Source organism: Desulfobacter vibrioformis DSM 8776, assembly GCF_000745975.1.
In the GTDB taxonomy this organism is placed as follows: Bacteria; Desulfobacterota; Desulfobacteria; order Desulfobacterales; family Desulfobacteraceae; genus Desulfobacter; species Desulfobacter vibrioformis.
Map to the genome: position 1 here is coordinate 51,259 of NZ_JQKJ01000017.1, position 22,434 is coordinate 73,692.

The following is a 22,434-nucleotide window of genomic DNA, read 5'->3' on the forward strand; positions in this document are numbered from 1 at the left end:
TTCAAATTTTAAATTACATACCTGTAGCAGAAAGGATAAAGGAGATGAAAAAAGTCGGAATAGTAGGCTGGCGGGGCATGGTAGGGTCCGTGCTCATGGAAAGAATGTCTTCACAGAACGATTTTCAAAAATTTACGCCGGTTTTTTTCACCACGTCCCAGGCCGGACAACCTGCCCCTGATGTGGGCCGGGGCGCTTCAAATCTCATTGACGCTTTTGATATAGACACACTCATGGAAATGGATATATTGGTGACCTGCCAGGGTGGTTCTTACACCGAAGCCGTGCGTCCCAAACTGGCCGAGCGGGGCTGGAACGGGTTCTGGATTGATGCGGCATCCACCTTGAGGATGGATGGACAAAGCATTATTGTTCTGGATCCGGTAAACCTGCCGGTCATTGAAGAGGCGATATCCAGGGGAATTAAGAACTTTATCGGCGGCAACTGCACTGTATCATTGATGCTGATGGCTTTAGGCGGGCTTTTTGAAAACGACTGGGTGGAGTGGATGACCTCCATGACCTACCAGGCCGCTTCCGGGGCCGGTGCCAAAAACATGAGAGAGCTTGTGGCCCAGATGAGAACCATTGGTGACCAGGCAGCCCCGATTCTGGATAATCCTGCAGCAGCGATTCTTGATCTTGACCAAAAGGTTACCGACACCTTGCGGTCCGATGCCTATCCTGTTGAAAACTGGGGCGTTCCCCTGGGTGCCAGCCTTATCCCCTGGATTGACCGGGCCATGGACAACGGCCAGACCCGGGAGGAGTGGAAAGGGTTTGTGGAAACCAACAAAATTCTGGGGCGCTCGGACAATCCCATCCCCATTGACGGCCAGTGCATCCGCATCGGATCCATGCGCTGCCATTCCCAGGCCTTTACCATCAAGTTGAAAAAAGATGTCCCCTTGGACGAGATCAATGCGGCCCTGGCTGCCAATAATGACTGGGTCCGGGTAATACCCAACAATAAGGAAGATTCCATCAGAGAGCTGACACCCGCCGCAGTGACAGGTACCCTGAACGTACCCGTGGGCAGAATCCGGAAAATGAATATCGGTGAAAATTTTCTCACCGCATTTTCCGTGGGAGATCAGCTGCTCTGGGGCGCAGCAGAGCCTTTGCGGCGTATTTTAAATATTATTCTTTAAACTTTAAAACAGTTTTACGGTGGACACCCTTCGGCAGACAATTGGCTTTTCGGGGGGTGTTTTTGCTTTATAGGGATGGCTCATGTCGCGTTTGGGGGTTCTATTTTTGATATAACTCTCCAAGCCAACGAAAGTCGAAACAAAAATCACCCGCAATGAATCCTGCCCATGCGGAAGCGGGAAAACGTATAAAAAAATGCTGCGGGTAAGGAGAAATTAATCATGTCAACCCGATTGCCGGAAAAAGCCCTGCTGCTGAAGCGCTTAAAGGATGGCGGGTTCAGCGTGCCCGATTTTCTGTACGTTCCTGCGGAAAATTTTAAAACCAATGATTTTGCCGAACTGGAAGTTTTTTTGAAAAACTATCGGGACGGTTTCAAGGTCATCGCTCGCAGCGCTCATCCTGACGAGGAATATTTCAAAGGCGGCACCTTTGATTCTGTCACGACTTACTCGGATATCAGCGGGATAAAGTATGCGCGCAAACGGATGGTGAATGCATCCCGCACCGCCAAAGGCCTTTCGATCCGGCGACAGCAAAAATTCAATCGCGCGCCGGAGATTGACCCGGAACAGATGGGGGTGATCCTAATGCCTTTTATGGATGGATCTAGTGTCATGGCTAAAATGATTGGCCGCCAGTGGGAGTTCGGTTATTGTCGTGACCGTCAGCAAAAGCTGAGTAACGAGCCGTTCATTACCCGAATCCCCCATGACCGGAAACTGATTGACTTGTCAACGGGCATACAGGATTTTTTAGGGTTCAGTTGTGAAATTGAATATATCATCACGTATGATAATGACATTTATATTGTCCAGGCCAAGGATATTTCGGGATTCGACCTGAAGGAGATGATCGAAAGCGAGCAGCAGATCATTCTTCTGGACGGCATTCGGAGAATTCGAAAGCGGCACAGTTATCGTGAGCGGCCAATCTTTGTCATGGACAACCAGTCCTTTTATCTGGAGGTCATCAACCAATGTGAGAAAATGGTTCACGGCTGGGGAGATCAACCCACGGTTTTTGAGGATATTCTGGGTGTGATTTCAGATTACCAGCAAACGCTGGAATCATTTGCCCTGCAGTATTGGCGGTTTGCGGTCTTGGGCCTTTCTATCCTTGTGCCTGGTGATCTTCGCCAGATCGTCAATCACTATCTTGAAGACACCCCCGAACTTCAGAAGCAGCTTTCACAGGCCCTGTATGACCACCATTATTTTATCGATCGGTTCATGGCCGAGGCTGACACCGTGATTGCAAGGGATAAAGTTCGTTTAAATCTTGACAGCCACGATGCCTATGGCGTTGATACGGTCCGGAATCCTCTGTGGTCCGTATACTGGTACCAGAAACGACATGCGGAGGTTTGCGCCCGAATCCGGAGCATCGGATTTAAGACCGGCGACATCATTGGCATTGAAATTAATCCGGACGGCAAACCGCAAATTTTTAAACATTAATAAGGGATAAAGATGAGTGAATACCAGTATTATGAGTTTCAAGCCATAGACAAACCTTTATCTGAAAAAGACCGAGAAGTGCTCCGGAATATATCCTCCAGAGCGCAGATCACCTCAACAAGCTTTATCAATGAATACAACTATGGCAACTTCAAAGGTGATCCATTGAAGCTGATGGAAAAATATTTTGATGCCTTTTTATATGTCACCAATTGGGGAATCCATCAGCTTATGCTGAAGATTCCGCGAAAATTAATAGATTTGGATCTTGCAAGTCAATATTGCATCGGAGACAGTTGGACTATCTATGAAAAGGGAGACTACCTCATCTTTGACTTTACCTCTGAAACCGAAGATTATGTTTGGGAAGAAGGTGACGGTTATCTGTTACCATTGATTTCATTACGTTCCGATCTTATCCGGGGGGATTATCGATGCTTGTATCTTGCCTGGCTCTTTTGTGCGCAAATGGGTGAGATCGAAAATGATGATGAAGAACCGCCTGTTCCTGCAAATCTTGGAAATTTAAACGCTTCCCTTGAAAGTTTTGCAGATTTGATGCGGCTCGATAAGGATCTTATCCAGGTAGCCGCTGAAAACAGTATTGCAGAACAAAAATCGGTTCAAAACGATCAAAAGCTAAAAATTCAAAAGCTAGAAACCTGGATAGATGGACTGCCCAATAGCGAAAAAGATACCATTATTTTTCGGCTGATCAATGGCAACGATCCTCATTTAGGAAACGAACTGTTGCAGCGGTTTCGAAAAACACTATCAATAAAAGATACCCAAAACAATGAAAAGGCATCACGCACTGTAATAAAATTGCTTCAAAAAGCGGAGGCATATACTAAAGAAAAGGATCGGCAGATCGCTGAACAGAAAACAAAGGAAAAAATACGCAAAGAAAAGGAAGCGGCCATCGCAAGGGAAAAATATTTGAACGGACTGGCCGGAAGAGAAAATGAAATCTGGAAAAAAATTGACGCCCTTATTTTGACTAAAAAGCCCACGAACTATGATGAAGCCATAAGACTTCTGATTGATTTGAAGGATCTTGCCAAAAAGAATAATACAACCAGTTTGTTCAAATCAAGGCTGATAGGCATTCGGGAAAATCATAGCCGAAAATCAAGCTTTATAAGTCGTATTGATTCAAATAGTCTACATTAAAGCACATCAATTAATGCATTTTTGAACGCCAGGAAACTTGGCATTTCTATTCTGTTCCAGTCTATGGTTCCGTTATTCACTAGTTCACAAAGTTGTGTTCGTGATGTTTGGCCTTTAAGGATCTCTGCAATCTCTTTTTTTAGAGATTGTGGTGAGTTATCGTTGCCTGAACGATTCTCCAAAGAGCCGCAACCCTGATACGGATTATTTTTGACAGCACAAATGATCCAGGCTTCAGATTTCGGTTTTGGGACCATAGGAACTCCTTTCTCAAAATTCTCGTCCTGGAACCCCTTAATCATGGAATCCCTTTTGTGTTGCCAATGTCCACGATCAGCAGAGGCCGATCCGTCAGAGTCTCTGAAAAGGACAGCTATGACGTCATCATCATTGAGTTCTTCTTGTTTCTCTTTAGCAAATAATGCCAGAGATCTCGCATTTCGATAGTAATATTCGGTTTCCTTTTGTTTCTTTTTACCTGGTAGTCTGAGCGATTTCTTTTTTTTGAGTTCAGATGCCTTTTGTTTTAATTCTCCTTTCGAGATAAAACCGTAAGAGTGAGTGTCTATGAAAGAATACATAATTTGCTGTTCCGCAATTTGAGACATTATTATTGCCAATGGGCCTTGAGAATGTTGTTCTCCTTCACATATAGCCAATCCGTTGGGACAAACACCAAGATCTGTCGGTCCTTCCCCGCTAAGAAGAAAGTACATTTTACTCCCCTTTTAGATCAAGGGTTTGGATTTCCTTATCCAGTTCCGTCAAGTTTGTATCTACAAACACCTCCCCTGGCCCCATAACTGTCAACTTCTCTGCAATGGATGGAATTGTAAAAAATTGGATGGCCTTCGAGATCCCAATTGATGTCTTGTAGAGATAAACGATTCCGGACTTGGCAATTTCATCGTTGAGATAGTTAAGGATCATAGGACTATGCGTCGTGACAATCACCTGCTTATCAGAGTTAGTCAATGTATCTATTATAAATTCTACAGCTTCGGGATTGATTCCATTTTCGATTTCATCAAACAGCAAAAGGCTATGTTTAGATTGCAGTTCGGCCAAAATAGTTATCAATCGAAGCATTCCATCATTAACGTGGCGAGCCTCCGTCCGCATTATTGGAAAAAAACCACGCATGCCAGCCTCCATGCCATCGTATTCTTCCGAAATTTCTAACTGCTTCCAGCCTGAACGAAGAGATTTCACGCCAACGGATAAAAGTTGGGGGTAAACATATCGCAATCGTGATGTTAAATCCTCGCGCTTTACCCGCCCGAGTTCATAAAGAAATGAAGAAAGTTTTTGCCCTCCCAAACCAAGAGCCCCTGAAGATTCTCTTGTTCGTTGTCGCAGGTGTTCTGGTGAAAGCAAATCAAGCGAATTCATATTTTTCAGAAAACTCTTACATTTTAGGACTGAACGAGGCAGCAAATCCTCTTTCAAGGCCGAAAGGATAGAGCCTTCATATTCGAAAGGAATTCTAATCTTTGAATTGCTTTCATTATTTGAGTTTTGTCTCAAGGTTATATAAACTACCCCTTTTTTTACTTCTAATGAGGATTGCAGAAATTGAATACGTTCTTGCGTGCAATGTTTCATCGAAGGGTTATAGTTTGCACTCCAATAGCCGATTTCTTGGCCTTTTTTATTTGCAAACGATATTTTCAGGTCGATATTTCCCTTTTTTGTTAGCTTCGATTTAAGGTCTGAAGGTTGCCACTTTCGTTCCTTCAACCACTCCGTTATGTTTCCTTTGATGAGTTGAGAGGCAAAATCAACAAATTGTAGAACCGTTGACTTACCGGATCCATTCAAGCCGATCAATCCATTGAATGGTCCAAGATCAATTTTGAAATCGACAAGTGATTTGAAATTATTTGCCTCAATAGATTTTATTCTCATGGCATATGCTTTTTTGTATGGTTCTAATTCCCTGTACAGCATTTTAAACGCAGTCTTAAGTAATCGACTCTATCAATGCAAAAAAAAATTATCAATCCCCCGTCCGCATGAGCCATTCTAAATTGAGATTAAAGTTCAGGCAAGTTAAATTACATGCGATTGCCTTGGGCTTTACGCCTGTTTCATGGAAGGAGACTGCGTTCAGTCCGAGTGTTGTTCAAAGTGAGACAGGTAGGTATCTCCGGTTTTGATGTAATAAATATTTTCCGCAATGTTGGTGACATGGTCCCCGATCCGCTCCAGGCAGCGGCCGATGAAAATATACCCGGTAAAGGCGCCTGCAATGTCTTCGTGCTTTTCTGCTTCCCGTTTCAGGGTGTTCATGAACCGGACAAATTTTTTATCCACATCATTGTCTTTTTTCCACACCGTCGCTGCAGCAAGTTCATCCTGGCGGTCAAAGGCATCCAGAACACTGTTGATCATGGTCCGGCAATCCCGGGAAATATCAATGATATACTCCGTTGACAAGGTAAAGGGGGTGCCTTCCAGCAGAAGCACCCGTTTGGAGATGTTGGCGGCATAGTCCGCAATCCGTTCAAATTCAGAAGCGATTTTAATCACGCTGATAATGTATCTCAAATCCCCTGCCACGGGCTGGCGCCTGGCCAGGACCGTTATGGTGTCGTTTTCCGCTTTCCGGTGAAGTTCGTTGACCTGCTGATCCGCCTTGATCACTTCATCGGCCAGGCGTTTGTCTGTAATTTTAAATGCCTTGGTGGCCTTTGCCAGCTGCCATTCACATAATTTGCCCATGGCATGAATCTGTGCACCGAGATTATCGATTTCCCGGTCATAGGAAGTTGAGATGTGACGTTCCATAAAATGGCGGTCTCTCCTTTTGTGTGCGAAATATGAAAACAAAACAAATATAGCTGATGCATATTAAAATTATATTAGGGCAGGAAAACAGTCAGGCAGATTTTCCGGCCGGTGTTGATCACCTGCTTGCCCAATGTCATAATTAGCATCCAAATTAAAACCATGAAGCACATGAAGGACATGAAGATTGATTTTCCGGCATATATTCTTCATGCTCTTCATACCCTTCATGGTAAAATAAAATATTCAATGCTTAAGTTAATGACATTGGGTTGCATATTTTTTATGTTTGGGAGAATTTTTGGGGAGAAAAAATTGACAAAATACGTATTTAAAGGAGCTACCATGTCCTGCCTGGAACTTTTGGCGCCGGCAAAAAATATGGAATTTGGCAAGGCCGCCGTGGACCATGGTGCAGATGCCGTGTATATCGGCCCCGAGCGCTTCGGGGCAAGGGCTGCCGCCGGCAACAGTGTGGCGGATATCGAAGCGTTATGCACCTATGCCCACCGCTATTTCGCCCGGGTGTATGCGGCCTTTAACACCCTGCTCTTTGACCATGAACTTGAGCCGGCCAGGCGTTTGATCCAGCAGCTTTACCATGCCGGGGTGGATGCCCTGATCATCCAGGATATGGGTCTTTTAGAGATGGATCTGCCCCCCATCCCCTTATTTGCCAGTACCCAGACCGATAACCGGACACCGGAAAAGGTCAGATTCCTTGAACAGTCCGGATTTTCCCGTGTTATTCTTGCCCGGGAACTGCCGCTGGCGGCTGTTAAGCAGATCCGGGACGCCACGAGTGTGGATCTTGAGGCCTTTGTCCACGGGGCATTGTGCGTGGGCTATTCCGGGCAATGCTACATGAGTGCGGCCATTGGCGGCAGAAGTGCCAATCGCGGGGCCTGCGGCCAGCCCTGCAGGCTTGCCTGGACCCTTGAAGATAAACAGGGAACCACCCTTTGTGAAAACAGACACCTACTCTCTTTAAAGGACATGAACCGCGCTGATTTCCTGGCGGATCTGGTCCGGGCCGGAATTACCTCTTTTAAGATCGAAGGAAGGCTTAAAAGTTTAGATTATGTGAAAAATATCACGGGATTTTACCGCCAGAGGCTTGATGCCCTGATAAAGACCGGTTTTTCCCAATCCTGCGCCTCTTCGGGCCGTACCACTTTTTTTTTCACCCCGGATCCCCGCAAGTCCTTTAACCGGGGATTTACTGATTATTTTCTTTCCGGTTCCTCACCAGGCTCCATTGCTGCCTTTGATACGCCAAAATCAGTGGGAGAGCCGGTGGGCCAGGTTAAGCAAATTAAAAACCAGGCCCTGGTACTGGACCGGGTCCATGATCTGCGGCCCGGGGACGGGATCTGTTTTCCCACAGCACCGGGCAGGCTCAAAGGATTTTATGTGAACCGGGTGGATGAAAACGCATTTGTGTTCCCGTCCGGCAGAACACGGATTCACAAAGATGATCTGCCGAAGGGAACCATGGTATTCAGAAACCATGACCTTGGGTTTGCGCGTCTTATGGCAGGCATGACCGCCCAAAGAAAGATATCTCTGGATATGAAATTTTGTGAACACCCCCAGGGGTTTGAGCTCTCCTGTGTGGATGAGGACAATATCCAGGCCCGGGCCCTGCTTTGTGTTCCGGGCGAACCTGCCCGCAATCCGAACACGGCCAGGGCAGCCATTGAAAAGCAGTTGGGCAAACTGGGCAATACCTGTTTTTTGATGAACCGCCTTGAAATCCTTTCAAAGCCGGTGTTCCTGCCTGCCGCTGACTTGAACCGCCTGCGCCGGGACCTTTTGGACTGCCTGGAAAAGAACCGGTTAAAGGCCCATGCGCGGCTCTCTGTTGCGCCAAGGCCTGTCCCCGTTTCTTTTTACCGTGCCGACCTTGATTTCCGGGCCAATGCTGCCAACCATCTGGCGGTTCAGTTTTATAAGAAAAGAGGCGTAACATCCATTGATCCAGCCTTTGAATGTGCCCCGCCAGGACCGGGAACCCCGGTCATGACCACAAAACACTGTATCCGCCGCAGCCTTGGGTGGTGTTCCGGAAAGGCAGAGAAAAACCGGAGCAATTCCCCGCAGCCTTCTTTGGCGCCGTTGTTTCTGACCCATGGCAAACACCGTTTCCAGGTGACCTTTCACTGCCGGGAATGCGAAATGCAGATCCGGACAGAAGGATAGTTGCATGTAACTTTGACGTAAGACATGCATATGATGGGGTGATTGGGGCGTTTATTTGCCATACGTGAAGGCTCAAAAAAACAAATTTTTATTTGGCTTCTTTATGATCCAGATTTTTCTGAAAAGCTACTCCCGTTCAGTATTACTTTAAATTCACACATATTATCGCCATTTCCTATTGACTGTTTCATTTCGACTTTGACATTAGTTTGGGATACTTTTGAAAAAATTGTTTCAATCATTCCTTTTGAACAAAGACATTGGATGGGATGTAATTTTACATATTTTCCTCTAACAAGTGGGCACCCGCACTCATGAAACACACCGGTTATTTCCAGATCATTTGATTGCCACCCGCCTTTTAAACCTTTCGATTTTCGAAGAATATTCCAACCATTGATGAGATCTGAAATTGTTTTGATTTCATGTCCTAAAGAGGATTCGCATAATTGTAAAATATCTGAGACGCAACTGATACCAGCCTTTTTCATCAATGTTTCTTGGTCGGTTTCATTTAAAAGACTTATTCCTTCGTGAAGGCTTTCAATCCATTTTTGATTTTTATTGATCATAGTTCGTTCCTAAACATCAAGTTGATCTGCGGTTACCGTTTATTTTTCATTCCGGCTTATCTACCCAGATAATATGAATATTATGTGGATATAAATAATTCCTTCTTCCACAACGCATGAAAATGGTGGACCGGTCCGTGTCCCGAGCCGGTTTTGATATCGGCGCCGGCCTTTAATGCTTCGGTGATATAGGTTTTGGCCTGGGAAACGGCAGCTTTCAGGTCAAGTCCCCGGGCAAGGCCTGCGGCAATGGCAGATGACAGGGTACACCCCGTACCGTGGCTGTTTTTGGTGTCCACACGGTCCGCCGTATAGCGCGTTGTCTGCCCGGAGGCGGCTTCATAGAGCAGATCAATGCCCGGCCCCGAAGCCAGGTGCCCGCCTTTGACCAGCACATTGGCTGCGCCAAGGCCTGCAAGGGCAACGGCAGCCTCTTCCATTTTATCCGGGGTGTCGATGGTCCTGCCTAAAAGCACCGAGGCCTCGGGCAGATTCGGGGTGATCACCGTGGCCAGGGGAAGCAGGTGTTTTGTCAGTGCGGCCACAGCATCGTCCTGGAGCAGCTTGTCTCCGGATTTGGAGATCATCACCGGGTCCAGCACCACATTGGGGCATTGCCATTGTTTGAGTTTTTGGGCCACCAGTTCAATGACTTCAGGTGAATGGAGCATGCCGATTTTGACGGCATTGGTGCCGATATCCGCCATCACAGCATCAATCTGTTCCCCGATAAATGCCGGGGGAACCGGGAAAATACCTGTGACACTGTGGGTGTTCTGGGCCGTGAGTGCTGTAATGGCGGACATGCCGAATACCCCCAGGGCACTGAAAGTTTTCAAGTCTGCCTGGATACCTGCCCCGCCGCCGCTGTCAGACCCTGCGATGGTTAATGCGCGATAGTATGTTTTCATAAGTTACAACGTCCCTTTGGATCGGATTTTTTTAATTGTTGTTGTCCCGGGTGTAGATAAGATCCCGGGGGCTGAGTGTGTTTTTAATCAGTCCGTATTTCAGGGAAAAATCTATAAATGCCTGCCATTTTTCAGGGTCGCTGACCTGGCCCGGGGCTGCAAAATACGCGGCTGTCAGGGCAAACGCTTTTGTTTCTGTCTCTTTATCCACTTCGGGCAGGGCGTCAAAGTAGAGGGACAGGGCGTTGTCAGGATCCCTTTTAATGTCAGCCAGGGCCTTGGAAAGCGCCAGGACAAATCCGTGGACAGCCTCTTTTTTCTTTTCAAGGGTGGCTGCACCTGCCGCAAAAATCAGCTCTTCGTATTCCGGAATGCCGTATCTTTCCAGTTCAAAAAACCGGGGTTCAACGCCTTGCTGCTGCATGGTCACGGTTTCGTAAGTTTTAAAGGGACCCATAACAGCGGCCACCTGTTTGGAAACCAGGGCAGGCAGGATGGTGAATCCCACATTCACCGGGGTGTAGTCCGTGATCCCGTTGATGTCGGCAAAGCCTTTGAGCAGCATGTCCATGAGTCCGGGCACGGTGTAACCGATTTTTTTACCGGACAAATCTGCGGGCGTTTTTATGGACTGATCCAAAAACATCAGGGTGGTCAGGGGCTTGACCACAAGGGGGGCCACAGCTTTAACCGGGAGTCCGGCATCTGCCGCCATGATGGTCTGGGGCTGGTAGGATACGGCCAGATCCACCTGGCCGGCTGCTGCAAGCTTCAGCGCATCCGAGGTCTCCGACGGAATGATAATCTCAACGTCCAGACCTTGTTCTGCAAAATATCCGGATTCCTGGGCAAGATAGACAGGCAGGTGGTCCACGTTGGGAAACCAGTCCAGCATGAGCACAAGTTTCTGTGCCGAAGCAGTGCTGCAGAGCATTAAGAAAATCATCAGTGTCAGAACAACATGTCGTTTCATTGTTTATCCTTTCGTTTTATGAATGAATTGTTTTTCCATGTCATGATTCGTTTTTCAGCAAAACCGACCAGGGCCCACAGCCCAAGACCCATGGCCGAAAGCCAGAGAATGCAGGCAAATACCAGCTCCGTATTCAGCCGGGCATTGGACTGGATCATCAGATACCCAAGTCCTTTCTGGGCACCCACCCATTCGCCGATGACCGCGCCGATGGTGGCCACGGTGACGCCTACCTTAAGCCCGGAGAAAAACTGGGGAAGGGCCCAGGGCCAGTACAGCAGGCGCAGCTTCATCCAAAACCCCGCCCCCATAAGGGTAAACAGTCTGCGAAAATCAGGGTCGCAGCTTTTAAGGCCGGATAACAAGCTCACGGTAATGGGGAAAAAAATGATCACCCAGGCCATGAATACCTTGGACCAGATGCCGTACCCCAGCCAGATCACAAGCAGCGGGGCCAGGGCAAATACCGGCACAGCCTGGGATGCCACCAGAAACGGGGAAAGGCCTTTTTCAATGCCGGGCCGGGCAAACATGAATATGGCCAAAGGAATGGCGGTTCCCAGGGCAATCACAATGCCCAGTATGATTTCCAGGGCCGTGGTCAGGGCATGGGGCCAGATCAGGGGCGCTTTTATCACCGCACAAAAGCCGATGGCCGATGGCGGGGGCAGGATAAATGCCGGGATGTTCATGACCCGTACAAAGGCCTCCCAGAGGACCAGTATGCCAAGGATAAGGGCTGACGGGAATAACATATCTGACCATTTCATCCCTGAATCTTCTCCTTTTCGGTCAGCAGCCGGGAAAGAATCCTGGCCTTGATGTCCATGAATTCCGGCAGGCTGAAATCCCTTGGTTTGGATGCCCTGGGCTGGAACCGTTCCAGAATGGCCATGGGGGCAGAACCTAAAAGGATGATGTCATCTGCCAGGGTCAGGGCCTCTTCAATGTCGTGGGTGATCATGAGAACGGTTTTGCCGAACTCTTTTTGCAGCATGAGCAGCAGACCTTGCAGTTCCCGGCGGGTAATGGCGTCCAGGGCGGACAGGGGTTCATCCAACAGGACCAGGTCCCGGTCAAACATCAGGGTGCGGGCCAGGGCGCATCGCTGGCGCATGCCGCCGGATACCTGGTCGGGATAATGGGTCTGAAATCCTGTAAGCCCGATTTTTTCGAAGATCCGGGCAAGTTTTTCCTTTGCCTGTTTCATGTTTTTCAGGGCCCGGGGCTTTGCCTGCACCGGCAAAAGCGCGTTTTCTCCCAGCGTCAGCCAGGGCAGCAGCATGTCCTTTTGCTGCATATAGGCGGCAACGCCGCCAAGGTGGGCAGTGGCGTTGCCCTGCCACACAATCCGGCCCTGGTCCGGGCAGACCATGCCGGTCAGGCAGTCAAAAAGGGTGGACTTTCCGCACCCGGACGGGCCCACCAGCACTGTAAACCGCCCCTGGGGCAGGTACAGGCTGAAATTTTTAAAAATGGCCTGCAAACCAAATGATTTGGCCAGACCTTGGACCTCAAGCATAAGTTGCTTCCAGTCTTGCTGTTAGTAAGTGCCTAAACCCAAACCCGTGTTTGGGCGGCTCGTTAGCGGAGCGTCTGCTCATAAAGTTGCCCAGATGCAAGGCCCGGATGGGTGGCTTTTCATTCAAACACTATTTACCAGCAACCCCGGTCATGGTAAATATTTTTATTGAAAACGTCCCGCATAACCGGGAAGCGCCGTTTCGGTTATTCACCCTCGGATCATTTAAGGAAAAGTCCATGTCATCAGGGTCATCAGGGTCATCAGGCAGCAATGAGACCGGTTCCGGCCGGCTGGGCACGTTTGCCGGTGTTTTTACGCCAAGTATTTTAACCATTCTCGGGATCATTCTTTTCCTGCGTCTGGGATATGTGGTGGGCGCTGCCGGGCTTGGAAAATCTTTGATTATCATTGCCGTGGCCAACCTGATTTCCGTTCTGACCAGCTTTTCCCTGGCTGCCATTGCCACCAATATGAAGGTTGGCGGCGGCGGTGACTATTACCTGATTTCCAGAACCCTTGGCATAGAATTCGGCGGGGCCATCGGCATTGTGCTGTTCTTAGCCCAGTCCGTGTCCATTGCCTTTTACTGCATTGGTTTCGGGGAGGCCCTGACCGCTATCCCCGGCCTGACCGGCCATGTGACGGTACAGCTTATTGCAGGTGCGGCCCTGGTGTTTCTTTTTCTGCTGGCATGGATCGGCGCGGATCTGGCCACCAAGTTCCAGTATGTGGTCATGGTATTTTTAATCCTGGCGCTTTTATCCTTTTTTATTGGCGGTATCCGGCAATGGAACACCGGACTTTTGATGGAGAACTGGGTTGCCAGGGAAGGCGCCGCTCCTTTCTGGATTCTTTTTGCCCTGTTTTTTCCGGCGGTGACCGGGTTTACCCAAGGGGTGAGTATGTCAGGCGATCTTGAAGATCCGGGTAAAAGCCTGCCCGCAGGAACCTTTGCCGCGGTCTTTCTCTCCATACTGGTCTATTTCTCCGTGGCTGTCGTGTTTGCCGCTTCCACACCTTTGAAAACCCTGGCCGGCGACTACGGCGCCATGAAACAGATTTCCATGTATGGCTGGCTGATCAATGCCGGTGTTATTGCTGCCACCCTGTCTTCGGCCATGGCCTCGTTTCTCGGCGCACCCAGGATTTTAAAGTCCCTGGCATCGGATAAAATATTTCCCTTTCTTGCCCCCTTTGCCAAGGGGGCTGGCCCGTCCGGCAATCCCCGCCGGGGGGTGCTGCTCTCCTTTGGCATCGCTGTGGCCACCGTGTTCATGGGCCAGCTGGACCTGATTGCCGGGGTGGTCTCCATGTTTTTTCTGATCTCCTACGGCCTGCTCAACTATGCCACCTATTTTGAAGCCTCTGCCGAAACCCCGTCTTTCAGGCCCCGGTTCAGGTGGTACAACAAAAATATCAGCCTTGGGGGTGGGTTGATCTGCCTGGGCGTAATGCTGGCCATTGATTTTAAAACCGGAATTGCTGCCGTGGCCATCCTGTTTGCCATTTTCCAGTATCTCAAACGGGTATCTGCCCCGGTAAGGTGGGCGGACAGCCGGCGCTCCTTTCATCTTAAACTGGTCAGGGACAATCTGATGGAGGCACAAAAGGTTCCCGAGCACCCAAGGGACTGGCGGCCCTATATCCTTGCATTGTCAAATGATGAAGAACATATGAAGCAGTTACTGGATTTCTCCGCTCTGATCGAGGGAAAAAGCGGTATGACAACCGCTGTACGGATTCTCCAGGCACGGGGATACCGTGCTGTAAAACTTAAGGCAGAGGCGGAAAAGAATCTGGCCCGGATCATTTCCGAGAAAGAGAGTTCAGCATTTCCCCTTGTACTGTTTTCGGAGGATACGGCCAATGGCCTGTCCGTGCTGTGCCAAAGCTTTGGCCTGGGGCCGGTCAAGGCCAATACCGTACTCATGAGCTGGAATGAACAGTATGCCAAGAATGATGACCCTGCCCGGTTCCATAATTACCTGGAATTGATACGGCTGGCAGCCCAGTCCGGGTGCAATACCATTCTCTGGGACTGGAAAGAGCTGCCTGGAACTGCTGAACCTACTGAAATCACATGCAAACACAGAACAATTGATGTCTGGTGGAAGGATGACGACACCAGCCGGCTCATGCTGCTTCTTGCTTATCTGATCACAAGGGGCGGTCCCTGGGACGGCGCCGAAATCCGGCTTTTAGCCTGTTATCTGGACCGGGACAACACGCAGATCATGCAGATGCTTTCCCATACCCTGGATGAATTCCGCATCCAGGCCGAACCTAAGGTTATTCTTGGAATCAATGAACAGGTGGTTTTAAAAACATCCCAGGAGACAGACCTGGTTTTTATCCCTGTATCCCTGAAAAAAGATGATGCCCTGATGTTTGGCGATCTGATGTTTGGCGACCTGCCGGCAGACTCGCTTTTGCCGGATTTGAAAAGGGTTGCCATGGTCATGGCTGCCCAGAAAATTGAGCTGGATTCATCCCCGGAACAGGGCAGGGCCGGTGAACTGGCGCATTTGTTTGATGAACTCAAGCATGCGGAAAAAAGGGTGGAGGCCGCAAAGAAAAGGGCCCGGCAGGTCGCAACATCTGCCACGGATTTTATCAAAGATGCGGGTGATATGCCGCTCAATGACCCGGACCTGTTAACGCATCTTAAAGCAATGCTTGCATTGCAGGAAAAATCCGAAGAAGCCAATAAAAAGGTGCTTAAGGAACAGGCCAAGCTGATGGAAGTCTCCCGGCGGGCCAAGGATGAGGGACTTGCCGTGGATAACGAAGCGCAGTAATTATCGACAGTATCTGTACTCCTTAGTGCCTTACTCCTGAGCTTCTGTCACAAAAAACAAGAAATTGTTAGACTCCTTTCTTCTTGTTTCTAGTTTCCAGTCTCTAGTTTCTGCGGCTCTGCCGCCTTAGATAGGCAAAGTGACCAACAAAGGCTCGTTCGTACTTTTATGCTTTAAGCCGATAATCAAGGATATGGGGGAGATCTTTTAAGCAAATCGAGAAGTACCCTTGTCGATCCGGTCGGCGTTCTTTTTCCCTGCTCCCATTGCCGTATTGAAGAGGGGCTTACATTTAATAATTTGGCAAAAACTGTTTGACTCAAATTCAAGGATTCTCTTATTTTTTGAATTTGATGTGTCGAAAGTTGTACTTCAGGGATGGTAACGCCCAGTGAGTTTAACTCTTTTTCAGTAAAAGAGGTCTTAATTCCTGAATTAAGCATATCTTGAACAGTTTCACCGATTGCTTTTTTTATTGAATCCCTCATTTTATTCCTCCAAATCAAACAAAACGTATTCTTCTATCAATTTTTAAATTCGGCCGGTATGGATTTCCATCAAATCTGAGCCCAATTTTTTGAAATAGTTTAATTCTGCTTTGTTTATATTGCCTCTTTCATTTTTACCAAATCCATACAGGAAAATAGCTTTGTCTTCTTTTTTATGCGATTATTGTCCTGAATCCAGAACTTTTCCCTTGCCCTTCCCGGTTTACACGAACTTTAAACAGGTTGCTGCCTAAATTTGTTACAGAGAGCCCTTTTTCTAAATTTTCAACAGATTCGATGAGGTGATGATTTTTCAAATTCATCTTGTTTGCCCATTTCTTAAACCATTTCGTGCATAACTTCCTCATAAAATAAACTATAACTCTTTGTGATATACTTTTCAAGCCTCAAAACGCTTGCATTGCAGGGCAAATACGAAGAAGTCAATAAAAAAGACGCTAAGGAACGGGTCAAGCTGATGGAAGTCTCCCGGCGGGCCAAGGATGAGGGACTTGCCGTGGATAACGAAAACCCGTAATTTTCAAGTATTCATATCCTATTCCAGCTGTTTTATGACCTCTGCGTCCGAGCTGTCAGAATGAATGGTTTCACCAATAATCTTATTGGTAGCCTCTTCAATGTACTGCCTTAAGGTTTTATTCAACGCTTCAAATTCAGGCCATAATGTCTCATCCACAAAACTTTTGGGTATTTTTGCCATGACAGTGGTATATCTTTGCCGGTAATATCTGTATGGTTTGATGTCGTATCTTCTTAACAGGGCTAAAAACAATTTTCTGGACCAAACATCTGCCATGGAAAATTTATACTCCACAGGCGGATCTTCCTTTTTGATTTCGTTTAACCGGTCCCTGATTCTTTGAAGGGCGTTAAACGCGGCATCCTTTTCCCCGTCAGTGGTCGCTCCGGCAAAAAGCGCTTCTATCAGTTTGAGTTTTTCGGTCAGTTTTTTTTCGTTCATGTATAATTCCCGTAATTCGATTTGTTTTTTTTCGATGCCCTAATGCTTTTCTGCCAGACAGTTCATCCACATAACGCCGCCCCTTCCCAGGCCATCCTGGCAAATCATAGTCCGGACAAGTTGCAGATTGTGTTTCAGGCATAACGCTTCCCATCCCGCCGGTGATAATGCCGTGAACCTCCGGCCTTTAGAATCAAACTCATTTGCCATGACGTCATCCCGCCGGGCCGGAACAGAAAATATAAATCGGCCCTTTGCTGCCAGAAGCGCATTAACAGCCCCAATTGTTCTCTCAATTTCCTGTACGGAAAGATGCATCAGAACGGCAACGGCATATATTCCGTGAAACTGCCCCAGGTGATATGACAGCCCATCCGGCAGTTTCAAGAGATTCACATGCCCCGCAAGTTCGGGGTGGTGTATTTTTGTCTGTTGCACCATTGCTGCCGAGCCATCTGTAGCCAGGACTTTGAACCCCTGGCGGATCATAAAGGCGGCATCCCTGCCGGAGCCGCACCCGAGCTCCAGAAGTCTGCCGCCTGGTCTCAGGCTGGATAAAAGAAATTCATGCAGTTGTGTGACATCAGCCGATTCATACCTTTCAGCCACTTTCAGGGAATGTTGACTGTAATAGTTTAAAGTTGAATGCCCCATGGGTGACGTTTTATTTTTGGGCAGTCATCCCCTGGAGAATGGCCTTGACCTGGTTCCCGTCAGCACGCTTTCCAAAATGCTTCATAACGGCGCCCATGGCCTGGGTGGGACTTTTCATGGCAGAAAAATCTATATTGGTTTTTATCCAGGCTTCAATGGCTTCCGTGGTCGCCATTTTGGGCAGATAAGATTCTAAGAGTTCCAGATAATCAGAAGATGTCTCTTTTTTTATCTCCAGCATGGTTTTTTCAGATTTGACGAACTTTCGGATGATATTATGGATATCCTCATCCGTGATCTCTTCCGGCGTTTTTGTCCGGGTGGATTTTTTCCCGCTCCCAAGGGTGATGGGCACAGTGATTTCAGGAAACGCCCCCATAATCAGGCGCATGGTATCCCTCACGCCTGTATCTTTTTTAAGCATGGATGTTTTCATATCCTGCCGGATTTTATCATAGAGGGAAATCCCCATTGATGCATCCCATCCATATTGAGCTGTATTTTCTGCCATTGCCTGCATTCTCCTTTTTTATGGCGCCGTTGCCGGATGCGCGGGTTAATTGTATCTCTTAATTTATTGATGTCTATACCAGAGTCTGGCCGGCTAGGGCCAGGGATTTATTGGACCGCGGGGAGATTGGTCTGGACGAAAAAAGTATCAATTGGGGCTGGAAAGGGTTTCCCTGATTTTTTGGGCAAGGGCTTCTCTGGAAAAAGGCTTTTGGAGGAACATGACCCCTTGGTCCAGAATTCCGTGGTGGGCAATGACGTTGGCTGTATATCCGGACATGTAAAGGGTTTTCAGGGATGGGAACTTGAGCTGCAGTGTACCGGAAAGTTCTTTGCCGCTCATCTTGGTCATAATCACGTCGGTGAGAAGCAGGTCAATCTTGCTGCCGTGACGGTCTGCAACAGACAAGGCCTGGTGGGGAGAATTGGCTTTGAGCACCCGGTAGCCCAGTTGGTTCAGTGTCTTTGCACAGAAGTTCAGGATCATGACCTCGTCTTCCACAAGAAGGATGGTCTCACCGCCCCCTTGAACCGCATGGCCTGTGTTCCTGGGGAGCTGATAATTGTTGTCATCGCCTGTGTAGGCACTGAAGTAGATCCTGAACGTCGTGCCGTTGCCCGGTTCGCTGTATACGTTGATGAACCCCTTGTTCTGTTTGACGATGCCGTAAGTGGTGGCCAGCCCCAGCCCGGTTCCCTGGTTTGGTTTTTTCGTGGTGAAGAAAGGCTCGAACAGGCAGTCTTGAACAGCCTTGTCCATGCCGCATCCGTTGTCGCTGACTTCCAGGGTGACAAATTCTCCGGGTTTAAATCCCGGCCGTTGGCGGCACTCTGATTCCCCTATGCAGACCATATGGGTTTCGATGGTGATCCTGCCGTTTCCGGTGATGGCATCCCTTGAATTCACGCAGAGATTGACAAGAATCTGGTCTACCTGTGAGGGATCCAGCATAACCCGTCCCAGATTCTTGCCGGGGATCCATTTCAGTTCAATGTCTTCGCCGATGAGCCGGATCAGCATTTTGATCATGTCATCGATAATCACATTAAGATTCAGGGGTCTTGGGGAAATGGTCTGCTGGCGGGCAAAGGCCAGTAGCTGGCGGGTCAGGTCTGCCGATCGTCTGGCTGCTTTTTGAATCTCGTTTAATGCGTGGTAATTAACGTCATTTTCATTGATTCTGTCCATTATCAATTCCAGGTTACCCAGAATGACAAAGAGCATATTGTTGAAATCATGGGCCACCCCGCCAGCCAGGCGGCCCACGGATTCCATTTTCTGCACATGGAGGATTTTTTCCTGCAATGCTTTGTTTTCAGCCTCAATCCGCTTGTTTTCAGTAATGTCCTGAACGGTGCCGATGGATTTGACAGGGTTCCCCTGTGCATCATATTCGGTTTTGCACCGTTCCTGTACATATTTGATGCGGCCGTCTTTCATGCGCAGCCGGTGATCAATGCTGTAGGGTTTTCCTGTTTTCAGGGACCGGGTGTAGGCCTGATCGATTTTTTCCCGGTCCCCGGGATGGGCCGCATTGAGAAATGCCTCATAGGAGGCGTCAAAGCAAGCAGGATCGACTTCAAATATCCGGTAAATTTCCTCGGACCAGAATAATTCCCCGGTCCTGGGATACAGCTCCCAGTGGCCGATATGGGCCAATTGCTCTGCATCCCTGAGCCTGGACCGGAATACCTTGAGATCTGCCCTGGCCTCTTTCAGTGCCGTGAAGTCACAGGCGATTTCCAGAATCGTAATCCGGTCTTTCCGGGTTCTCACAGGGATCAGGCGGAGTTTCCAGAATCCGTTTTCAGCTGGCCAGCCGCATTGTCCGGTTGCCGGGAGGGTGATGTCTGCAGGTTTTTCGGTGTGCCGTACCTCTTCCATGGGACATCCCGTGCAGGGTTGTTTCAGCCCCCATATTTCGTAACAGTGCAATGGGGTTGCACAGGAGGATTTCGGCCTGTTGCCGGCAGCCATTTTACCGGCAATTGTATTGGTGCTGATGAGTCGGTAATCCGGGGCATACCAGGCAGCAAAAAAGGGAAGCCGCTCCATCAGGTCTTGATTGAATGTATCGTATTTTTCAGTCATTACAATTTTGTCCAAGTGTTTGGGTACGTTATTGAGAGACCTATGATGATATGCCAGAATGATATGATGGATAAAGTTTAAAAAAAAAGGGGTTAAAAAGCAATCTTAAATTTTAAATTCGCTTGACCGGCAGCAGATAATACGACATATATAAAATATTCTGTTTCCCAGATCCATGAATTAATGAATTAGGTTCGTGAGTTTCTGATTATAAAATTTCCAGGAGTATCCATGAAAATCAGTGCAGTCACTGTTCGTGTAAAAAAGGCGTTTGTAAACGACTTTATCGAAGCCAGCAAATTACATCAGGCCAATACGGTAAAAGAGGAGGGAAACCTCCGGTTCGATTTCCTTCAGTCCCTTGACGACCCGACTCTGTTTCTTTTTTACGAGGCCTACAGATCCCAGGCCGATATTGAGCTGCACAGGAATGCTGATTCCTACAGGACATGGCGAAAAATCGTGGATTCATGGATGGCTGTTCCCAGGGTTGGTGTGGGATTCAGGCCGTTGGCACCGGATGACGGCGAGCAATTCAGGTATCCCTGATCTCTCCGGTCCTGTTCTGCATTTCACCGATTCTTTTTTGCGTTCTGCCAGCTCGGCTTCGTATCCTGGCTGAGGCATCTTGTTTCTGGGGTTGTATTCATTCAATTACAGCTATAGGAGGGTTTGCCATGGAAAAACAACAATTGCTGGCCGACGCCTTGTCCCGGGAATTCATCGCTTTGAGAGCGTGTTGCAAGTTGCTGTCCGGTGATGTTTCGCCGGAAGATGTCCTTGGCCGGGAAAAACGGATTACGGCAAAAACCGCAGCACTCACTGCATATCTTGCCCACGCGCCATATTCGTCTGCCAAAGCAGCCGCAGCCGCCTTGGACATGGACAGAGATGAGATCATTCTTGGGTATAAACTGATCCAGCGAACCCGTGCCGCAGCCGATAAGATCCGGTTGTCGGTCAACGGAGATTATCTGAATATCGTCAGGCATTATTTTTCCGGCCGGATGTTTGTGGTGGTTTTTTTTACCGGCCTTGCCTGTCCCGGGCGGTGCTGGTTTTGTCCCAACGTGACAGTCCGGCCGGACGGCAGCCGGCAGCTTTCCCTCTATGGCGGCAGCCGGATTGATCAGATGTCTTCCGTCCAGATCGAGTCGGTTTTCCGGGATATCGTCAAGATTACGCGCCAGGACACCTCGGTTCTGGTGAAAATTTCCGGGGGGCTTGAGCCGTTGACCGATCCGGACACCATGGCCGTTATTCTGAACCAGGCCGACGCCCTGGGAATCCGTGTTAAATTGTTCACCAACGGCATGTTGCTGAATACGCCCCAACGCCGGCGTCTGGCCCTCAGGGCCGGGGACGTGAGAGTGAGTCTGAGCATGGTTGATGAAGATGCCTATGGAGAAGTGATGTTCGGCAATGATACCGCCCGCAGGACACAGTACGGGCTACCTGTACTGCTTGAGAATCTGCGCTGTCTTGTGACGGAACGAAACCGCCTGGGCACCAGGACCCGGATCGGCATCAATACTGTTGTGCTGGAAGAAAATTACAGGGATCTGGCGCGGTTTGTCCATCTGGCAGAGGAACTGGGTCTGGATTATATTGATTTCAAACCCAACTATTTTTCAACCTACACGACGCAAACCCTCAAAGAACTTTCAGCCCGGAAAGAGAGTATAACCGCACTGGGCAGTAAAGGCATCGGCATTTACTTTGCCGGTTCCCTGTCTGGGGACAACATGTTCTGGCGTCACCGGAACGGTGAATGCAACCCCCACAAGCAGTCCAGGTTCAAAATGTTCATCACCCCCAGCGGGGACTGCAGCCCGGTTCATCACGGCGCTTTTCCCCGGGGCAGGGAAACGTCCGATACCGGCGCCGGCCCCTATACCATCGGCAGAATTTCCGGAGATGCGTCACTTCTGGATCTGATCCGCAACATGCCGTGCCTGCCGGGTTTGCCGTATGAGAAGCTGAACCCGTTTGAACATATGCTGGCCCTGGAAATCGAGCGGGAAGAGCAGGACCGGGCATGGGGCATCCCGGACACCTGTAATCCCTATCATTTTTCCAAGGGAAATATCCTGCCCCGGGAGATCCTGGAGAGCCCGTTGCTGCATTAGGGACTGTTGCGCAATTTAAATGC

The 22,434-nt window shown here is 48.6% G+C and carries 22 protein-coding genes and 1 pseudogene; 9 read left to right on the forward strand and 14 right to left on the reverse strand.

Features of this window, described 5'->3' with window-relative positions:
- Positions 1-44 precede the first annotated feature (44 nt).
- The 4 genes from asd (at position 45) to Q366_RS11935 (ending at position 3,785) form a co-directional block, all read left to right on the forward strand.
- A complete protein-coding gene (gene asd / locus Q366_RS11925) occupies positions 45-1,151 on the forward strand; it encodes an aspartate-semialdehyde dehydrogenase (protein ID WP_035239144.1) in 1,107 nt (368 codons plus the stop codon).
- A 145-nt stretch (positions 1,152-1,296) separates the two neighbouring features.
- Complete coding sequence (locus Q366_RS22375) at positions 1,297-1,371, forward strand: SEC-C metal-binding domain-containing protein (RefSeq protein ID WP_084691812.1); 75 nt, start codon at positions 1,297-1,299, stop codon at positions 1,369-1,371.
- Between the two features lie 2 nt (positions 1,372-1,373).
- Entirely contained in the window at positions 1,374-2,612 is a 1,239-nt protein-coding gene (locus Q366_RS11930; protein WP_035239146.1) for a hypothetical protein, read from the forward strand.
- 12 nt (positions 2,613-2,624) lie between these two features.
- Positions 2,625-3,785 carry a hypothetical protein gene (locus Q366_RS11935; RefSeq protein WP_035239148.1) on the forward strand — a complete coding sequence of 387 codons (1,161 nt, stop codon included), beginning with the start codon at positions 2,625-2,627 and terminating at the stop codon, positions 3,783-3,785.
- Here Q366_RS11935 and Q366_RS11940 read toward each other — a convergent pair.
- From Q366_RS11940 to phoU, 3 genes are all read right to left on the reverse strand, one after another.
- Positions 3,782-4,501 carry a hypothetical protein gene (locus tag Q366_RS11940; RefSeq protein WP_035239152.1) on the reverse strand — a complete coding sequence of 240 codons (720 nt, stop codon included), beginning with the start codon at positions 4,499-4,501 and terminating at the stop codon, positions 3,782-3,784. The two genes, Q366_RS11935 and Q366_RS11940, sit on opposite strands and share 4 nt — an antisense overlap.
- Position 4,502: 1 nt before the next feature.
- Positions 4,503-5,693 carry an AAA family ATPase gene (locus tag Q366_RS11945; protein WP_035239267.1) on the reverse strand — a complete coding sequence of 397 codons (1,191 nt, stop codon included), beginning with the start codon at positions 5,691-5,693 and terminating at the stop codon, positions 4,503-4,505.
- Between the two features lie 201 nt (positions 5,694-5,894).
- Positions 5,895-6,575: a phosphate signaling complex protein PhoU gene (gene phoU / locus Q366_RS11950; RefSeq protein WP_035239156.1), complete on the reverse strand. Its 681-nt coding sequence runs from the start codon at positions 6,573-6,575 to the stop codon at positions 5,895-5,897.
- Between the two features lie 315 nt (positions 6,576-6,890).
- Between phoU and Q366_RS11955 the strand changes: the two genes are divergently transcribed.
- The gene (locus Q366_RS11955; protein ID WP_245619949.1) at positions 6,891-8,777 is read left to right on the forward strand and encodes a peptidase U32 family protein; all 1,887 of its coding nucleotides are present in this window, start codon (positions 6,891-6,893) and stop codon (positions 8,775-8,777) included.
- Between the two features lie 101 nt (positions 8,778-8,878).
- Here the strand turns inward: Q366_RS11955 and Q366_RS11960 are convergent, their stop codons facing one another.
- The 5 genes from Q366_RS11960 to Q366_RS11980 form a co-directional block, all read right to left on the reverse strand.
- The gene (locus Q366_RS11960) at positions 8,879-9,349 is read right to left on the reverse strand and encodes a DUF6144 family protein (RefSeq protein WP_035239159.1); all 471 of its coding nucleotides are present in this window, start codon (positions 9,347-9,349) and stop codon (positions 8,879-8,881) included.
- 80 nt (positions 9,350-9,429) lie between these two features.
- Complete coding sequence (gene thiD, locus Q366_RS11965) at positions 9,430-10,260, reverse strand: bifunctional hydroxymethylpyrimidine kinase/phosphomethylpyrimidine kinase (RefSeq protein ID WP_035239161.1); 831 nt, start codon at positions 10,258-10,260, stop codon at positions 9,430-9,432.
- Positions 10,261-10,291: 31 nt separating this feature from the next.
- Positions 10,292-11,233, reverse strand: coding sequence for an ABC transporter substrate-binding protein (locus tag Q366_RS11970; RefSeq protein ID WP_035239162.1), 942 nt, complete (start codon positions 11,231-11,233; stop codon positions 10,292-10,294).
- A complete protein-coding gene (locus Q366_RS11975) occupies positions 11,230-12,003 on the reverse strand; it encodes an ABC transporter permease (RefSeq protein WP_035239164.1) in 774 nt (257 codons plus the stop codon). Before Q366_RS11975 ends, Q366_RS11970 begins: the two co-directional genes overlap by 4 nt.
- Positions 12,000-12,755, reverse strand: coding sequence for an ABC transporter ATP-binding protein (locus Q366_RS11980; protein ID WP_035239166.1), 756 nt, complete (start codon positions 12,753-12,755; stop codon positions 12,000-12,002). The genes Q366_RS11975 and Q366_RS11980 overlap by 4 nt, the downstream gene beginning before the upstream one ends.
- A gap of 239 nt (positions 12,756-12,994) precedes the next feature.
- On the opposite strand from Q366_RS11980, the gene Q366_RS11985 reads away from it, so the two are divergent.
- The gene (locus Q366_RS11985; RefSeq protein ID WP_035239273.1) at positions 12,995-15,556 is read left to right on the forward strand and encodes an amino acid permease; all 2,562 of its coding nucleotides are present in this window, start codon (positions 12,995-12,997) and stop codon (positions 15,554-15,556) included.
- Between the two features lie 185 nt (positions 15,557-15,741).
- Here Q366_RS11985 and Q366_RS20900 read toward each other — a convergent pair whose 3' ends face one another.
- On the reverse strand, positions 15,742-16,044 hold the full coding sequence (locus tag Q366_RS20900) for a helix-turn-helix domain-containing protein (RefSeq protein ID WP_245619950.1): 303 nt from the start codon (positions 16,042-16,044) through the stop codon (positions 15,742-15,744).
- A 43-nt stretch (positions 16,045-16,087) separates the two neighbouring features.
- A pseudogene (locus Q366_RS22280) lies at positions 16,088-16,412 on the reverse strand (type II toxin-antitoxin system RelE/ParE family toxin).
- Between the two features lie 20 nt (positions 16,413-16,432).
- Between Q366_RS22280 and Q366_RS21310 the strand changes: the two are divergent.
- Positions 16,433-16,582, forward strand: coding sequence for a hypothetical protein (locus Q366_RS21310; RefSeq protein WP_156968167.1), 150 nt, complete (start codon positions 16,433-16,435; stop codon positions 16,580-16,582).
- An 18-nt stretch (positions 16,583-16,600) separates the two neighbouring features.
- Here Q366_RS21310 and Q366_RS11995 read toward each other — a convergent pair whose 3' ends face one another.
- The 4 genes from Q366_RS11995 to Q366_RS20360 all read right to left on the reverse strand — a co-directional run bounded on the left by Q366_RS11995 (position 16,601) and on the right by Q366_RS20360 (position 20,282).
- Entirely contained in the window at positions 16,601-17,026 is a 426-nt protein-coding gene (locus Q366_RS11995; RefSeq protein ID WP_035239169.1) for a hypothetical protein, read from the reverse strand.
- A 39-nt stretch (positions 17,027-17,065) separates the two neighbouring features.
- On the reverse strand, positions 17,066-17,680 hold the full coding sequence (locus tag Q366_RS12000; RefSeq protein ID WP_035239170.1) for a class I SAM-dependent methyltransferase: 615 nt from the start codon (positions 17,678-17,680) through the stop codon (positions 17,066-17,068).
- 10 nt (positions 17,681-17,690) lie between these two features.
- Complete coding sequence (locus tag Q366_RS12005) at positions 17,691-18,191, reverse strand: GatB/YqeY domain-containing protein (protein WP_035239173.1); 501 nt, start codon at positions 18,189-18,191, stop codon at positions 17,691-17,693.
- A gap of 147 nt (positions 18,192-18,338) precedes the next feature.
- Positions 18,339-20,282: a PAS domain-containing hybrid sensor histidine kinase/response regulator gene (locus tag Q366_RS20360; protein WP_051958015.1), complete on the reverse strand. Its 1,944-nt coding sequence runs from the start codon at positions 20,280-20,282 to the stop codon at positions 18,339-18,341.
- Positions 20,283-20,513: 231 nt separating this feature from the next.
- On the opposite strand from Q366_RS20360, the gene Q366_RS12015 reads away from it, so the two are divergent.
- Complete coding sequence (locus Q366_RS12015; protein WP_035239175.1) at positions 20,514-20,831, forward strand: putative quinol monooxygenase; 318 nt, start codon at positions 20,514-20,516, stop codon at positions 20,829-20,831.
- Positions 20,832-20,959: 128 nt separating this feature from the next.
- Positions 20,960-22,411, forward strand: a complete 1,452-nt coding sequence (locus tag Q366_RS12020; protein WP_035239177.1) for a radical SAM protein — start codon at positions 20,960-20,962, stop codon at positions 22,409-22,411.
- Positions 22,412-22,434: the final 23 nt, after the last annotated feature.